Origin of the sequence: Geojedonia litorea (genome assembly GCF_042654525.1) — a bacterium.
Taxonomy (GTDB): domain Bacteria; phylum Bacteroidota; class Bacteroidia; order Flavobacteriales; family Flavobacteriaceae; genus Geojedonia; species Geojedonia litorea.
This window is the reverse complement of the sequence record NZ_JBHSGP010000014.1, coordinates 1,130,217-1,145,306: the sequence shown is the minus strand read 5'-3', so window position 1 is coordinate 1,145,306 and position 15,090 is coordinate 1,130,217. Positions and strand designations below refer to the sequence as shown.

The 15,090-nt window shown below is 34.6% G+C and carries 18 protein-coding genes; 6 read left to right on the top strand and 12 right to left on the bottom strand.

What is annotated here, in order from left to right; all coding sequences use genetic code 11:
- Positions 1-100: 100 nt before the first annotated feature.
- From ACFO5O_RS13010 to ACFO5O_RS12995, 4 genes are read right to left on the bottom strand one after another with little or no spacing between them, the layout of a single operon-like run.
- The gene (locus tag ACFO5O_RS13010) at positions 101-469 is read right to left on the bottom strand and encodes an endonuclease domain-containing protein (RefSeq protein WP_387964468.1); all 369 of its coding nucleotides are present in this window, start codon (positions 467-469) and stop codon (positions 101-103) included.
- A 34-nt stretch (positions 470-503) separates the two neighbouring features.
- Positions 504-2,231, bottom strand: coding sequence for a DUF885 domain-containing protein (locus tag ACFO5O_RS13005; RefSeq protein ID WP_387964466.1), 1,728 nt, complete (start codon positions 2,229-2,231; stop codon positions 504-506).
- Positions 2,232-2,248: 17 nt separating this feature from the next.
- Positions 2,249-3,832: an aldehyde dehydrogenase (NADP(+)) gene (locus tag ACFO5O_RS13000; RefSeq protein WP_387964464.1), complete on the bottom strand. Its 1,584-nt coding sequence runs from the start codon at positions 3,830-3,832 to the stop codon at positions 2,249-2,251.
- A 35-nt stretch (positions 3,833-3,867) separates the two neighbouring features.
- Positions 3,868-4,794: a dihydrodipicolinate synthase family protein gene (locus tag ACFO5O_RS12995; RefSeq protein WP_387964462.1), complete on the bottom strand. Its 927-nt coding sequence runs from the start codon at positions 4,792-4,794 to the stop codon at positions 3,868-3,870.
- Positions 4,795-4,927: 133 nt separating this feature from the next.
- Here ACFO5O_RS12995 and ACFO5O_RS12990 point away from each other — a divergent pair, with 133 nt between their 5' ends.
- Together ACFO5O_RS12990 and ACFO5O_RS12985 are read left to right on the top strand one after the other, a co-directional pair.
- Positions 4,928-5,773, top strand: a complete 846-nt coding sequence (locus ACFO5O_RS12990; protein WP_387964460.1) for an AraC family transcriptional regulator — start codon at positions 4,928-4,930, stop codon at positions 5,771-5,773.
- Between the two features lies 1 nt (position 5,774).
- A complete protein-coding gene (locus tag ACFO5O_RS12985; RefSeq protein ID WP_387964458.1) occupies positions 5,775-5,924 on the top strand; it encodes a hypothetical protein in 150 nt (49 codons plus the stop codon).
- Here ACFO5O_RS12985 and ACFO5O_RS12980 read toward each other — a convergent pair.
- The 6 genes from ACFO5O_RS12980 to ACFO5O_RS12955 all read right to left on the bottom strand — a co-directional run bounded on the left by ACFO5O_RS12980 (position 5,921) and on the right by ACFO5O_RS12955 (position 10,046).
- Positions 5,921-6,502, bottom strand: coding sequence for a PhnA domain-containing protein (locus tag ACFO5O_RS12980; RefSeq protein ID WP_387964456.1), 582 nt, complete (start codon positions 6,500-6,502; stop codon positions 5,921-5,923). The two genes, ACFO5O_RS12985 and ACFO5O_RS12980, sit on opposite strands and share 4 nt — an antisense overlap.
- A 68-nt stretch (positions 6,503-6,570) precedes the next feature.
- A complete protein-coding gene (locus tag ACFO5O_RS12975) occupies positions 6,571-6,930 on the bottom strand; it encodes an MmcQ/YjbR family DNA-binding protein (protein ID WP_387964454.1) in 360 nt (119 codons plus the stop codon).
- Entirely contained in the window at positions 6,930-7,679 is a 750-nt protein-coding gene (locus ACFO5O_RS12970) for a cyclase family protein (RefSeq protein ID WP_387964452.1), read from the bottom strand. The genes ACFO5O_RS12975 and ACFO5O_RS12970 overlap by 1 nt, the downstream gene beginning before the upstream one ends.
- Before the next feature lie 2 nt (positions 7,680-7,681).
- Positions 7,682-8,809, bottom strand: a complete 1,128-nt coding sequence (gene hemW, locus ACFO5O_RS12965; RefSeq protein ID WP_387964450.1) for a radical SAM family heme chaperone HemW — start codon at positions 8,807-8,809, stop codon at positions 7,682-7,684.
- Positions 8,810-8,863: 54 nt separating this feature from the next.
- Positions 8,864-9,418, bottom strand: a complete 555-nt coding sequence (gene ruvC, locus ACFO5O_RS12960) for a crossover junction endodeoxyribonuclease RuvC (RefSeq protein WP_387964448.1) — start codon at positions 9,416-9,418, stop codon at positions 8,864-8,866.
- On the bottom strand, positions 9,411-10,046 hold the full coding sequence (locus ACFO5O_RS12955; RefSeq protein WP_387964446.1) for a cell envelope biogenesis protein OmpA: 636 nt from the start codon (positions 10,044-10,046) through the stop codon (positions 9,411-9,413). Before ACFO5O_RS12955 ends, ruvC begins: the two co-directional genes overlap by 8 nt.
- 27 nt (positions 10,047-10,073) lie before the next feature.
- On the opposite strand from ACFO5O_RS12955, the gene ACFO5O_RS12950 reads away from it, so the two are divergent.
- Genes ACFO5O_RS12950 through ACFO5O_RS12940 form a run of 3 tightly spaced genes read left to right on the top strand, consistent with a single transcriptional unit; the run spans position 10,074 to position 13,056 of the window.
- Positions 10,074-11,021: a lysylphosphatidylglycerol synthase domain-containing protein gene (locus ACFO5O_RS12950; protein WP_387964444.1), complete on the top strand. Its 948-nt coding sequence runs from the start codon at positions 10,074-10,076 to the stop codon at positions 11,019-11,021.
- Positions 11,018-12,142, top strand: coding sequence for a glycosyltransferase (locus tag ACFO5O_RS12945; RefSeq protein ID WP_387964442.1), 1,125 nt, complete (start codon positions 11,018-11,020; stop codon positions 12,140-12,142). Before ACFO5O_RS12950 ends, ACFO5O_RS12945 begins: the two co-directional genes overlap by 4 nt.
- Positions 12,143-12,195: 53 nt before the next feature.
- Positions 12,196-13,056, top strand: a complete 861-nt coding sequence (locus tag ACFO5O_RS12940; protein WP_387964440.1) for a hypothetical protein — start codon at positions 12,196-12,198, stop codon at positions 13,054-13,056.
- A gap of 12 nt (positions 13,057-13,068) precedes the next feature.
- Here ACFO5O_RS12940 and ACFO5O_RS12935 read toward each other — a convergent pair whose 3' ends face one another.
- Positions 13,069-13,545, bottom strand: coding sequence for a hypothetical protein (locus ACFO5O_RS12935; protein WP_387964438.1), 477 nt, complete (start codon positions 13,543-13,545; stop codon positions 13,069-13,071).
- A gap of 141 nt (positions 13,546-13,686) precedes the next feature.
- Between ACFO5O_RS12935 and ACFO5O_RS12930 the strand changes: the two genes are divergently transcribed.
- Complete coding sequence (locus tag ACFO5O_RS12930; RefSeq protein ID WP_387964436.1) at positions 13,687-14,184, top strand: DUF456 domain-containing protein; 498 nt, start codon at positions 13,687-13,689, stop codon at positions 14,182-14,184.
- A gap of 235 nt (positions 14,185-14,419) precedes the next feature.
- Here ACFO5O_RS12930 and ACFO5O_RS12925 read toward each other — a convergent pair whose 3' ends face one another.
- Entirely contained in the window at positions 14,420-15,088 is a 669-nt protein-coding gene (locus tag ACFO5O_RS12925; RefSeq protein ID WP_387964434.1) for a response regulator, read from the bottom strand.
- Positions 15,089-15,090: the final 2 nt, after the last annotated feature.

Genomic DNA, 15,090 nt, shown 5'->3' with positions numbered 1-15,090 from the left:
ATTTTAATCTTGCTAATCCTCCTCAAAGAGGGAATTACATGCTACACTCTTTTGTTGAGCTTTTGTAAAGTCCTCCCTTGAGGGAGGATTTAGGTGGGTGTCATTCATTTAACAATTCTTCAATTTTAGATTTCAATGTGACTAATGCGTTATGCATATGCTGCCTTATTTCAGCATCTGAAAAACGAATAAATTTAACGCCTTCAGCTTCTAACCTCCCTTGTCTTTTAGCATCGTAAAAATATTTGTGATCATGACTATTTCCATCTATTTCGATAGCTAATCCTATTTCATGACAATAGAAATCTACAATATAATCTAGCATCGGCACCTGCCTATGAAACTGAACTTCAAATGCCCTATTCCTTATCTTTTTCCACAATAGTTTTTCAGATAAGGTTGCGCTTTTTCTCAAATTCCTTGCATAAGCACGCAATTCTGGTTTATATGGAATAATTTTATTTGGCATTTCAACACCTCCCTAACCCTCCTCAAGGAGGGAATTACTTTTCATTATTTTTAACTTTCTCGATATAATTATTTATGCGCTCCTCCATAATTGAAAGTGTAACCGTACCTTCTTCGAGAATAACTTCATGAAATTCACGGATGTCAAACTTATCACCCAAAGCTTCCTCTGCTCTTTTACGTAATTCCCTAATTTTTATCTCGCCAATTTTATAAGATAATGCCTGGCCTGGCCACGAAATATAACGATCAGTTTCCGTTGTTACTTCGTGAATAGACAAGGCGGTATTTTTTGCCATATAATCAAGCATTTGCTGTCTAGTCCAGCCTTTCGCATGTACTCCAGTATCAACTACTAACCTGCAGGCTCTCCACATTTCGTAAGTTAACTGACCAAACTTTTCATAAGGTGTTGTATAGATATTCATTTCATCTGCTAAATATTCAGAATATAAACCCCAACCTTCACCATAGGCCGATAAATATAATCGTCTTCTGAAATTGGGTATAGATTCAGGAAGTTCGTTGTTTAATGAAATTTGTAAATGATGCCCTGGAACAGCCTCATGAGCTGTTAACGCAGGAATAGTATACAAGGTTCTGCTTGGTAGGTTGTAGGTGTTTACCCAGTAAAATCCTGCCGTGGTTTCACTGTAAGAGCCTGAATATCGACCACCTGTATAGTTAGGAGCCAAATCTTCTGGAACTGGAACAACGCCATAAGGTTTTCGAGGTAAAGTCTTAAAAAATTTAGGCAATTCGGCATCGATACGTTTGGCGATATCACGCGCAAACATAAGTAGTTCTTTAGCGGTTTTAGGATAGAATTGCTCGTCTGTTCTCAAGAATTCTAAAAATTCTGCAAAACTGCCTTTAAACCCTAAATCATCAATAATACTTTGCATTTCGGCCTTGATGCGCGCCACTTCTCTTAATCCAATTTGATGAATATCATCGGCTGTATACTGATTACTAGTTGTAAAGTAATTGATTCTATTTTGATAAAATGCTTTACCATTTGGAATAGTTGAAACCCCTAACCCTTTTCTGGTATTAGGAAAATAGTCGTCGATAAAGAAGCGCTTTATTTTTTTATATTGATCTACAGCATTTTTCTGAACACTTTCTTTAGCTACCTGAATTATTGAGTCCTTCAATGATGCTGAAAACGAATCAGGTAAATTTAAAAATGGTTTGTAAAATTCACTTTTAGTAACATCAGACACGATGTGCTTGTTATAGCTGTCATCATAATTATTAAACACAACTCTCGGCTGCGCCATTCCTTCCTTTATAGATGCTCTCAACAAATCTAGGTTATAATCAATTCTTTTAGGTAATTTGTCAAGCTGCTTTAAGTAGTCGATAACTTGCTCTTTGTTATTGAGTGTCCTATTACCTATTCTGCTTAAATTTAAATGAAAAGCAGATTCGTTTGTAATTGTATTTAAGTAGGTTTTATAGGTGTTTTCATCAATCTTATCTTGTAAAACAAACAGTAAGAGTGCTCTTGATATTTTTTCGGTTTCAGATAAACCTTCTTCTGAAACTTGCTCTAATTCTTCTTTTAACTTCTTTGAAAAATCAGCTTCAGCTTGATAATATTTAGCCGTATTTTCAACAGATTCGCTCCATTCAAAATCATAGTCACGCTCTGTTTCGTATGTTGCAATAATGGCGCTTAATTTATCGGAATTTGAAGGATTTTGGAAAGACAAAAATCCAAAACAAAGAATGATTAATAAGAATTTGAAACTTTTCATAAAACAACTATTTAAAATTAAATACTCTGGTTGGTGAGCTTACCGTTTAAGTTTCGTAAAATACCTAAAGGATTTTCGTTTTTTAATTCATTGGGAAGCAAGTTATTTGGCCAATCTTGATAGCTAAATGGTCTCACCCATCGTTTTATAGAATGAATACCTACAGCCGTAAAACGACTATCAGTTGAAGCGGGATATGGTCCACCATGCGTCATTGACGCGCATACTTCAACACCAGTTGGAACACCATTATAAATCAATCGTCCCACGCGATTTCGCAACGCCGAAATAAGCTCTGGGTATTGGGAAGCTTCATTTCCATCGGCGATTAATGTTCCCGTCAATTGACCCTCTAATTTTGAAATAATGCTAGTTAATTGTGCTTCATTTTCACACTGAACAACAATTGAATAAGGACCAAAAACTTCTTGATGTAAAGTTGGATTTTCTAAAAACGTTTTCCCTTTGACGGTAGTTACGGTTTGTCTTGCGTAATTGGTTGGTACATCCAAATCATAATCAGCAACCACCTGCAATTCTGCCTGTGATATGGCATTTTGCTTATTTTTTTCATAAGCCCCAATAATATTAGGGTGCAACATACAAGAGGGCTCAATCTTTATAATTTCATCAGATAAATTTTTAATAAAACTTGAAAGGTCATCACTTTTTATTCCTAAAATCAATCCTGGATTGGTGCAAAATTGTCCTGTTCCCAAAGTAATGGAACTCGCATAGGTTTTTGCCAAAACAGCATTTCTATTTTTCAAAGCACTAGGTAAAATAACTACCGGATTAACACTCCCCATTTCAGCAAACACGGGAATAGGCTCTTCACGTTGGGCAGCTAAATCATACAAAGCTCGTCCGCCTTTGATACTTCCCGTAAAACCTATAGCTTTAACACCAGGATGTTTTGCCAATTGCGAACCCACTTCTATCCCACGACTATTTAAATTTGAAAACACACCATTGGGCATTCCTGTTTTTTGCGCCGCTTTAATGATGGCTGAAGCAACCAATTCTCCAGTGCCGGAGTGCATAGGGTGCGATTTTACAATTACAGGACAACCAGCGGCCAATGCAGCTGCAGTATCACCTCCGGCAGTTGAATAGGCCAATGGAAAATTACTTGCTCCAAATACAACCACAGGACCCAAAGGCACCAACATTTTTCGAATATCTGATTTTGGAAGCGGTTCTCGTTCAGGTTGGGCCGTATCAATTGTGGCTTCTACCCATGATCCTTCTAATACTAAATCAGCAAACATACGCAATTGACCAACGGTTCTGCCACGTTCACCTTTCGCCCTCCCCTCAGGAAGCCCAGATTCGGAACAATAGGTTTGGATAAGTTCGTCATCTAAAGCCAAAATCTCATCGGCAATGGCATTCAAAAACGAAGCTTTTTTTTCTCCGGAAACAGTTCTGAAGATTTTAAACGCATTTGTAGCTAAAGCAACAGCTTCATCAATTTCTTCTTTTGAAGCTTCAGTAAAAATGGGTTTGTTTTCTAAATTTAATTGCGGATTAAAAGTTTTATAGGTCTTTTCTCCTATTGCTGATTGTTTATTACCAATATAATTGTTTCCCGTAATCATTTTTCTCGTTTTTTTAACCCTTGATATTTAATTTCTTATACCGTAGCCAGTTCTTTGTAGTTTGGTAAAATTGGTCTGTTTTTTATTCCTTCTTCGATAATACGTATAACCTCTTCGCGTTCCTTGCCATGCAACGGTAATCTTGGTGGTCGAACATTTTCGGTCCCTAAACCTGTGTACACTTCTGCCAATTTTATATTCTGTACTAATTTAGGGTTTATATCCAACTCCAACAAGGGTAAAAACCAACGATAAATTTCGATAGCTTCTTTAATTCTACCCGCTTTTTGAAGTTCATAAATGGCGACCGTTTCAGCAGGGAATGCACAAACCAAACCGGCAACCCAGCCATCGGCACCCATTAAAAGACTTTCCAAGGCCAAAGTATCTACTCCTGTTAAAATTTTCAGGCGATCACCAAAACGGTTCTTAATTCTAGTCACGTTAGATATATCTCGGGTTGATTCTTTAACGGCCTGAATGTTTGGACATGCATTTAACAACGTTTCAAACATATCTAAAGTCACTTCAATTTTATAATCTACCGGATTATTATATACCATTATTGGCAGTGTTGTGCTATTAGCCACCGCTTTAAAATATTCAATCGTTTCCCGGTCTCCAGATTTATAGCGCATTGGAGGCAACACCATGAGTCCGCTTGCGCCATCTTCTTTCGCTTTTCTGGCTGCCTCGATGGCTCCTTTTGTACTCTGCTCTGCAATATTAATCAAAACAGGGACTCTGCCATTTACAAACTCAACGGTAGTTCTTGTTAAAATACGCTTTTCTTCATCAGTTAATGTACTAGCTTCTCCCAAGGTTCCACCTAAAACAATCCCATGAACACCTGCTTCCAACTGTGCATTGATATTGAGTTTAAAAGTTTTTAAATCTAATTCATCAGTCTCTGTAAATTTTGTAGTTACTGCAGGCATTACACCTTCCCAAAGTATGCTCATAATTTAAATTTTTTAATAGGGTAAAATTAGTTCTAAACAAGCGAACAGAATAATTAGTGTTTATCCAATATTGATACTATATTATCCATTTATAAAATATTAATACTATTTTTGAATAGTAATTATTAAATTAATGAGAGTCCTTCCATTTAAAATACCAAAACCGGAACTGGATGCACTGGTTTTTCAGGTTGATTATGACATGGTGTTTTATGATCAATTACATCAACATGAAGAAATTCAATTAAGTCTAATTGTTGAAGGCGAAGGCACCTTAATTGTTGGCGACACTATAAATGACTATTCTAAAGGAGACATATTGGTAATTGGCAGCAATTTACCACATGTATTTAAAAGTGACTTAAAGGCTAATGTACACTCTCATATGCTGACCTTATTTTTTACAAAAAACTCATTTGGTAAGCATTTTTTTGAACTTGAAGAACTGCATGAATTACAACCATTTTTTAGAAGGGCTACGAATGGCTTTAAGGTAACCTCACATAGAAAACGCCTACATGAACTCTTTTTTCAGCTTCAAAATGCCACAAAATTAAGTCGGTTTATTATTTTATTGGATCTGCTTAAATTAGCCTCTTCAGCATCATACAAAAGTCTTTCTTCATTTATTTATGATAAAAAATATACCGATATAGAAGGAAAACGCATGCGTGAAGTTTTTGAGTTTACAATGAGCCATTTTAATGAAGACGTTTCTCTTGAATCAGTTTCAAACGTGGCTTCAATGACCAAAAATGCCTTTTGTAAATACTTTAAAAAGCGAACCAATAAAACTTATTTTACGTTTTTGAACGAGCTGCGTATTGAAAATGCCTGTAAATTGTTAGTTTCTGAAAAAGATTTATCAATAGGAGATATTGCAGAGCAGTGTGGATTTAACAATATTTCTAATTTTAACAGGCAATTCAAATACATAAAATGCCTAACTCCAAATCAGTTTAGAAAACTAAAATCATGATATGAAAGAAAAGTATGTTTATATTCTTTTAGCCATTGCTTTGGTTGTTACCATTTATGGACTTGTTACTGGACAATTCTTTTTTCTGTTGATTTTATTTCCGTTTGGAATGGGATGGTTTAAAAAGAACAAAACTAATGACAACGACTAATTAAGTCGTTTAACATATTTTGTAATAATCACAATCTGTTGCCCATCAACTTTGCCTTCAATATACTCGGCGTTTTCATGATCTAATCGAATATTTCTAACTGCAGTACCCTGCTTTGCTACCATACTTGACCCTTTCACTTTTAAGTCTTTTACTAAAACCACCGAATCACCTGCTTGTAAAATAACCCCATTAACATCGCGATGAATAATTTTATTAGCCTCATCTTCATGCTCTCCAGTTAATCTAGCAAAAGCCAAATTTTCATCATCCAAATACATCATATCTAGCAGATCTTTTGGCCAACCTTCATGTCGCAATCTTTGAAACAGTCGCCAAGCCATAATTTGTACTGCTACATGCTCACTCCACATACTTTCATTTAAACAACGCCAATGATTAGGATCCATTTCCTCTTCCCCTACAATTTGATTTAAACAAGTGTTACAAACCAAGATATCATTGGCAACATTCTCACTTAGGGCTGGAGGAAGGGTGTATTGTTGAAGTTGCTCGGTTGTTGCGCATAATTCGCATCTTGAATTGCTTCGTTCTTGAAGGGTATTTAAAACACTCATGGTATCTAATATGATTTATAGTAATGAAGAATTTATGAAACTTTAGAGATGCAAACTTAAGGTTTTTATTAAAGCGTATCTCTCAATTTTTTGGGCAAACTTTTCACTACCATATCATAAGAATGATCAATTAATTGAAGAATGAGTTGAGGGGGCAATTCTCCTTGATGGATGTACACCGAATTCCAATGTACCTTACTCATATGCCATCCCGGCTGTATGCTTTGGTACTCAGCACGAAGTTCTGCAGTATAGTCGGGATCAGCCTTTAAATTGACCCAGCCTTTGCCAGCTTCCCAATCTTCTAAAGGAAATAAGGCGAACATTTTCCCCAATACTTTAAACACCAAAGTATCTGCGTCAAATGGGAAATGTTCAGTTACTCCCTTTTTTAACAGACAATAATTTCGAAGTTGTTCAATATTCATCAGGAAATAATTTCAAATAACACTGGTTTACTAGGTGTAGCATCATTTTCAAATGGAGCGATTTGTAGATTCAATAAATAGGCACCATCTTTCACTTTGTTTGGCACATAGACTAACTCGGTAATTGTACAATTTTTGCGAATGTTTCCATTAAAATTCCAAAAGGCTTTATGTGATTTTAACTGCCCCCCATCTTTTTCGCGATCAACACTTGGAAGATCAATTAATACATGTTGAATTCCTTTTTCAACTAAATAGGTCATCGCATCTTCCATTAAATAGGTCCAGTTAGTGTTGGAGTATTGCCTTGACTTTTTCTCTTTGGTGTTTGGAAGTGTTCTAATAATTACGGCTTCACAAGTTTTGTTTTGGAGCGCAAATTCGATTTGATGTTTTGATATAATAGTATCCTTCAAGTATTTTTCAGGAGCAACTGATATTACTTCGGCTTTAAAAAAAAACTGTTTTAAGTTTTTGTTTATGGAGTGGAATTCTTCAGTAATATGACCAACACATTCTGTATGCGTGCCATGCGAATGTGGATTAAATTGTATGGTATTGAAATTAACAGCAGCACCTTGTTTCACCGAACCAATCCAATCCTCATTTTTTACAGGCTCTATGTTTGGCGGCCCTAAATACCAGGCATTCACATTTGTTTTTGAAGCCTTAAGCGGAATTGAGATATCTAAAGGTTTCGATAAATCTACATTAAAATGACTTGAATTATGTTGAATTGTTGCAATCACAGTTAATTAACTTTAAAGAGTTCTGAAGCAATCCCATCACTCAAAAATTTACCTTTCTGGGATACTTTCAATATTTCATTATCAATATACAACAATTGTTGATTTATAAATACCTGTGCTTGATGTAAAAGATGGTCGCTGTAGTCCTTACCAAAATCATTGTTCACTTTTTGGATGGAAACTCCCCAAATGGTGCGCAAACCTGTCATGACATATTCATTATACTTATCGGTTTGAGTTAAAGTTTCTGTCTCACTGGGCAGAATACTTCTATCAATACTTTTAATGTATTTTGAATTGTTACTTACATTCCAACTACGTTGGTTCCCGTTAAAGGAATGCGCCGAAGGACCTATTCCCAGATATGGTTTGCCTTGCCAATAGGCCGAATTATTCCTGCTGAAAAATCCCGGCTTCCCGAAGTTTGATAATTCATAGTGCACAAAACCTGAAGCTTCAAGCTGTTCTACAAGCAAATAAAATTGTGTTTGGGCCAATTCATCATCAACGTCATCAACAATTCCTTTTTTAATAAAGGTTTCCAAAGCCGTTTTAGGTTCAACCGTTAACGCATAACTAGATATGTGTGGAATATTATATGACAAGGCAGTTTCAATGTTCTTTAACCAATTCTCATTACTCAAACCAGGAATACCATAAATTAAATCCACAGAAATATTATCAAAATGTTTAGTGGCTTCATCAAGGCATTTTTTTGCCTCTTCAGCATTATGGGCGCGATTCATAAGCTTCAAATCCGACTCAAAAAAGGATTGAACCCCAATACTTAAGCGGTTTATGGGTGAAGTTGTTAAGTCGTTAAGTCGTTGATTTGTTAAATCGTCTGGATTAGCTTCTAACGTAATTTCAGGATTGTCAGCAACTTTATAATTGCTGTACACTTTAGAGATTAGTAATTGTAATTCCTCGTTTGTTAATAAGCTTGGCGTTCCTCCACCAAAATAGATGGTTTCTACAACTTGGTTTTTAAACTCGTCCTTGCGTAATGCCAACTCCAAAACCAATGCATTTACAAGTTCGCCTTTCTTCTTTATTGATGTCGAAAAATGAAAATCACAATAATGGCAGGCTTGTTTGCAAAAAGGAATGTGAATGTAAATGCCGCTCATATATGTAGTTAGTGGTTAGAGGTTAGTGGTTATAAAAATTATGATGAAAACTAATCACTTCTTTATTCGTCCTTCATTCTGCTTCACAAAAGCACTCCAGCCTGTATAATTTTTTCCAACTTCGACTTTACCTTCATTATAAAAATGGCAAACTGCAGCAGCCAAACCGTCTGTAGCATCTAGGTTTTTAGGAAGGCTTTTTAGATTCAACAAACTTTGTAACATTTTAGCAACTTGCTCTTTACTAGCATTACCGTTTCCAGTAATAGCCATTTTAATTTTTTTAGGGGAATATTCTGTAATTGGGATTTCTCTACTTAAACCAGCCGCCATAGCCACACCTTGTGCTCTACCCAATTTGAGCATACTTTGCACATTTTTACCAAAAAAAGGGGCTTCTATAGCTATTTCATCGGGATGATGTGTATCAATTAATTCGATTGTACGTTCAAAAATAAGTTTTAGTTTGAGATAATGGTCGTCATATTTTTTTAAATCCAATTCATTTAGTTGCATAAACTGCATGGTTTTACCAATAACTTTTATAAGCCCAAATCCCATGATGGTTGTACCAGGGTCAATCCCTAAAATGATTTTTTCTTTACTCATTATCGCAATATTGGCAACCGCTTAACGAAAAGGTAATTCCAAAAGTTATAGTTAGCAGATTACCATTAAATGATCCATAACCTTCGGTTACCGGATCAAAATCTTTTCCAAAACCCATTATATAAGAAGTGTCTATATAAACCGAAGCCCGTTCAGCAATACCTAAATGCAGCTCTAAACCTCCCATGACATTAAAAAACGAAAGATTATTATCAATATAATTCCCTAATGGCTTTACAAAGCTTAATCCCGGACCTGCATGAAGCACGAGTCCCATACGCTCTGGTAAAAAATATAAGCCTTGTGTTGGATCAAACACCAATTGGGGATTGATTCTTGAATAATTCAATTTAAATTCAGGCGACGTATCATCACTAGAGATGCGATTATAGCCAAAATCTAATTTGGCACCTATTTGTGGACCAAACATATGTTGCACACCCATATTAACCGTTGGAAAATTTAGTGATTTTCCTTGAAAATCTTCAACAAACCCAGATTGTGAAGGGCTATTAACCCCTAAAGCAATTTGGGCTTTCCATTTATTGGTTTCACGCTGACCAAAAGCCCAAAGACTAAAACTCAAGGCCAAAACTATACATAGATATTTTACTTTGATGCGGCTCATATGCAATGAATTGGTTTAATTTGTATCATGAATATTGGGTTGCCTTACAAAACTAAACAATTCTTTTTTGTACTTATTAAATTAAGTCTTGTATTTGGTGCCTTTTATGCTATCTACAAAAAACTATCAAAAAACAATGAATTAGATTTTGAAGCTTTTATTCAGTTTTTGAACGAAAATGATGCTTTTTTAATCAAAAACCTTGGTTTTTTACTCATTCTATCAAGTTTTAATTGGTTTTTTGAAATTTTAAAATGGCAAAAATTGGTCTCGGTTGTTCAAAATATTTCATTCTCGAAGGCCTTGGAACAAAGTTTAGGCTCTTTTGCGGTTTCAATATTCACACCTAATCGTTTGGGCGAATACGGTGCAAAGGCTATTTACTTTGAAAAGTCATTGAGAGCTCAAATTCTATATCTCAATTTAATGGGAAATCTAACTCAAATGATATCCACCATGATTTTTGGAAGCATTGGGTTAATTGCATTCGCAAAATATGGCAATTTCACGGTCAATCACAGCAATTTAACACTTGTTTCAATTCTACTAGGTCTCTGTTTTATTCTAATGTTCATTCTATTTAAAAAGAGGATTGTTTTTAAAAAACATACAGCAGAATTACCTAACAGAGCCCTCATTAGTAGTTTGATGTATTCGATATTGCGATATCTTATTTTTTCATTTCAATTTTATGTCATTCTTTATCTTTTCGGAATCAGGATAAGCTATTTTGACGCTATGACCTTTATAACTTTAATGTATTTAATGTCATCATTTGTACCATCAATACTTATTTTTGATGTTGTTATTAAAGGTAGTATTGCCGTTTATTTATTCTCGTATTTAGGTATTAGTTCACTTGCCATATTGAGTACAGTTTCATTGATGTGGTTTTTGAATTTTGCAGTACCTAGTTTAATTGGCAGTTACTATATTTTAGTTTTTAAATTAAACCCCATACAACAACAAGCATGACACTTATTGCATTATTGGTAACGTTATTATATGTCTTATTAATTGGCGCTTTTGTCTTTGGTTTTGACAAAGTTGAAGATTTTAAACTGGAAGACATACCTATTTCGACAAAATTTACTATTGTTATTCCGTTTAGAAACGAAGGCAAAAATCTGCCAAGTTTGTTAAAGTCTATCGCTGAACTCAACTATCCAGCAACTCATTTTGAAGTTATTTTTGTTGATGATGACTCCACTGATGACTCCGTTCAAATCATTAACTCCTTCGTTGAAAAATATGAAATAGACGTAACAGTACTACCAAATCAGAGAAGCACCAAGTCTCCTAAAAAAGATGCCATTACAACAGCCATATTAAAGGCAAAATACCAATGGATTGTGACCACCGATGCCGATTGTATTTTACCTAGATATTGGATGGATACTTTTGATTGTTTTATACAGAAACAAAAGACGCAATTTATAGCTGCACCTGTGATGTATGCAACTAAAGATTCCTTTATCAAACGTTTCCAAATACTTGACTTTTTAAGTTTGCAAGGCGCTACTATTGGTGGTTTTGGCATTAATAAACCTTTTTTGTGCAATGGTGCCAATTTGGGCTTTACAGTAGAGTTTTTTAAAACATTAAATGGGTATGAAGGCAACACTAATATTGCAAGTGGTGATGATGTTTTTTTGCTTGAAAAAGCAGTAAAACAAAATCCCAAATTAGTACATTATTTAAAAAGTCCTAATGCAGCTGTGGCTACTGCAGTACAAACAGACCTGAATAGTTTACTGTCACAACGTTTAAGATGGGCTGCTAAAACGTCTAGTTACGGTAATTTATTTGGCAAATTAACTGGGCTTATTGTAGTGTGTATGAACGCCCTCATTATTTGCTTACTAATGTTTTTTATAGTTGGAATTATACCAATTAAAACGCTTGTTTATGTATTTTTAATAAAGTTTGGAATTGATTTTCTACTTTTATTTAAAGCTTCCCGTTTTTTCGATCAAAACCAAATATTACTCTCTTATTTTCTTTCAGCTTTACTTTATCCTTTTTTTAATGTATTTGTGGCATTTTCATCAGTTTTTACTGGTTATTCTTGGAAAGGCAGAGCCTATCAAAAATAGTGTGGTTTTCATTTATTTTTGTTAGATTTACTCATCTATAATCCTGAATCCCAATGAAAAACATAGCCATCTTCTTATTTTTATTAATTAGCTCGAGTTCACTTTTTTCCCAAAACACCTATACCGTTGGTGATGAAAATCTTGAACTTATATTGGAAGTTGATGGTGAATTGGACCTACTTTGGAATATCATAGATGGTCGTTATCGCTATTTTGCACGTAAGAGTGACCAAACCATCCTTGAGCTTTTAAACAGCAGAAATGAAGCCCGAATTTATCAATGGGAATATAAAACTACGTTGCAAAATATTACTGGTACTCCAACCAATGATTTAAATTTTACACTTTACGATTTAAAAGCCTATATTGATGATTACAATCTTTCACAAGACCCAGATTATAAAACCTCAATATATAAAGCTACACCGCAGCTTTTATTAGGAACTTTTGGTGGCATTACCAATACACCTTTTGTTAGAAATACCAGCAATGCTATATTACCGCAATTTGGAGTAGAATTAGAGCTTTTGGATGGCAAGCGAATAAAACCACATGCCCTTTTTATGCAGTTACGACATGTGTTCAAAACAGATACTTTTAAATTTTCAACAACAGAACTCGCCTTGGGTTACCGTTTTAGAGTAATCAACGCCACCAACTTTAATTTATATGCACAGTCTAAATTTGCAACACTCAATTTTATAAAAAATACAGTAGCAGATGGTGAAGGTGGCACAACCACGGTATCCGAAACAGTATTTGACATACCATTTACCTTTGGTGTTGGTGCAGAAATAGGTGTTTCAGAGCACAGTTTTTTTACAATTAGCTACAATGAGCTTTTTGCCGCATTACTTGAAAATAATGGCAATTTCTCAACAAATATTGCTGTTGGTTATAAGTTCACTCTTTAGACTTAAAAATGCTTAATTGATTTTCACAACCACTGGCAACGTGAATTGTGTAGTAACTTGTTGGCTCCGTTTAATCGCAGGATAAATTTTAGGAAGTGAATCTAGACACCTAATCAATAAGCTATCAATTCTCGGAATTTGTCTCTTAATTTCAGCACTACTAGCAATCGAATCTATGTTAAACTGACCATCCTTTGAAATGGTAATTTTTAAATCGATAGTATCTAATACATCTTCGGTAACCACAATATTTTGTTGTGCAAGATTATTATTAAGTATTTGCAATAAAGTTTGTTCAAAACATTGCCGTTTGTGATTCTTACTCATAACAGAGTCACAAGATGCAAATGTTGGATACTCATCAACTTCATTCCAATTAAATGTTTGTAATTCCTCTTCAAGAATATCTTTAGTATAGACTTTTTTCTTCTCAAAGTAATTACAAGACAACAAAACTAAACAACAAATGACAAGTAAAGCTTGTTTCATGGTAGTACAACTGTAGCCGAAAAGTACAATTTTTTTGGAATTTATCTTTAGGACTTCTTTTATAATTCATATTACTTAAAAATTAATGTAACGATATGGGTTAGATTTCGTCATACACATTGAATTTCTTAATCGCAATAAATGGATGTTTTTTTGGTCATTTTGGCCTTACTTTTTATGGTTTTAGGACTAATCGGTAGTTTTTTACCTGTATTACCAGGACCACTTACTAGCTGGGTTGGATTGTTTATACTTCATTTAACAGAAGCTATACCATTTAATTGGACATTTTTAATCATAACCCTTATACTTGCAATTGGTATTTGGATTTTAGATTATATCATCCCTGCAATGGGAACAAAACGATATGGAGGTAGTAGAGCAGGAATTATTGGCACCTCTATTGGCTTAATTGTTGGTCTGCTATCTCCAATTCCTGGTGGTATAATTATAGGGCCTTTCTTAGGCGCTCTTTTAGGAGAATTAATGAATAAAAGTGAATTCAACAAGGCCTTAAAGGCCGCTTTTGGGTCCTTTTTGGGTTTTTTGGCGTCAACATTCATAAAATTTGTAGTTGCCGTAATATATTTTGGATTGTTTATAATGAAAGTTGTGAATAATACCGAACTACTTTTCTAATAAAATAAGAAACCTGACAATCGAGTGACTATCAGGTTTCATTCTTTGCTATTATTCCAACAAATTACTTAGAGGGATTAATTAATTTTTGTTGACGTTCAAATATAGTTTTAGTTATAGAATTAATATTACGGAAAAACCGCAAACTTGATGCGGAAAAACCGTACTATTGAGCAATGACAAGAGCTTAGAGAGGTTTTAAAAATGAAAAAAAACGCAATTTTAATGGTTTTTTTTATAGGAACCCTTTTTGTCTGGCTTCTTCAAGTAGTGTTTCGTCCTTTCCGTCTTCGACAGAGAATAATAATTTCATTTGCTTTTTACGCTTTTCAATAGCGCTCATTGACAAATCAATGTGTTCAGTCAAACTTCGTGTTTTAATTCCTTGGGATAATAAGTGCAATATTTTACGATTAATATCATCCACATAAATGTCACTGGTAATTGATTTTTTTAAATAATTACTTACAGTACTACTATAATATGGAGGGGATGTAATAATGTGTTGAAAAGCTTCGGCAAGTTCACTTGAGGTCAAGTCACTTTTAATTAAAAAGCCGTCTGGACTAATTTCTTTGATAATATTGTGAATGCGGTAAGATTCGTTGAACATAGTGAGAATTATCACTTTGGCGTTTGGCAAAATACTTCTGGCAATTTTCGCTAAATCTTCTCCAGAATTAATACTCCCATCGGCTGAACTTGGCAAACTAATATCAAAAAAACAGATGTCATAAGGTTTTTCCTTGGATGCACGTTGCATTAATTGGTTAGCGGCATCACATGAATTTGCTGTATCAATTAATAAGGTTTGGTCATCTTTTTTGGTGGCCATCAAGGTGTTTTGATAGCCTTCGATTATGATTGGGTGATCGTCGACCATTAAAATATTGATGTGTTGCATAC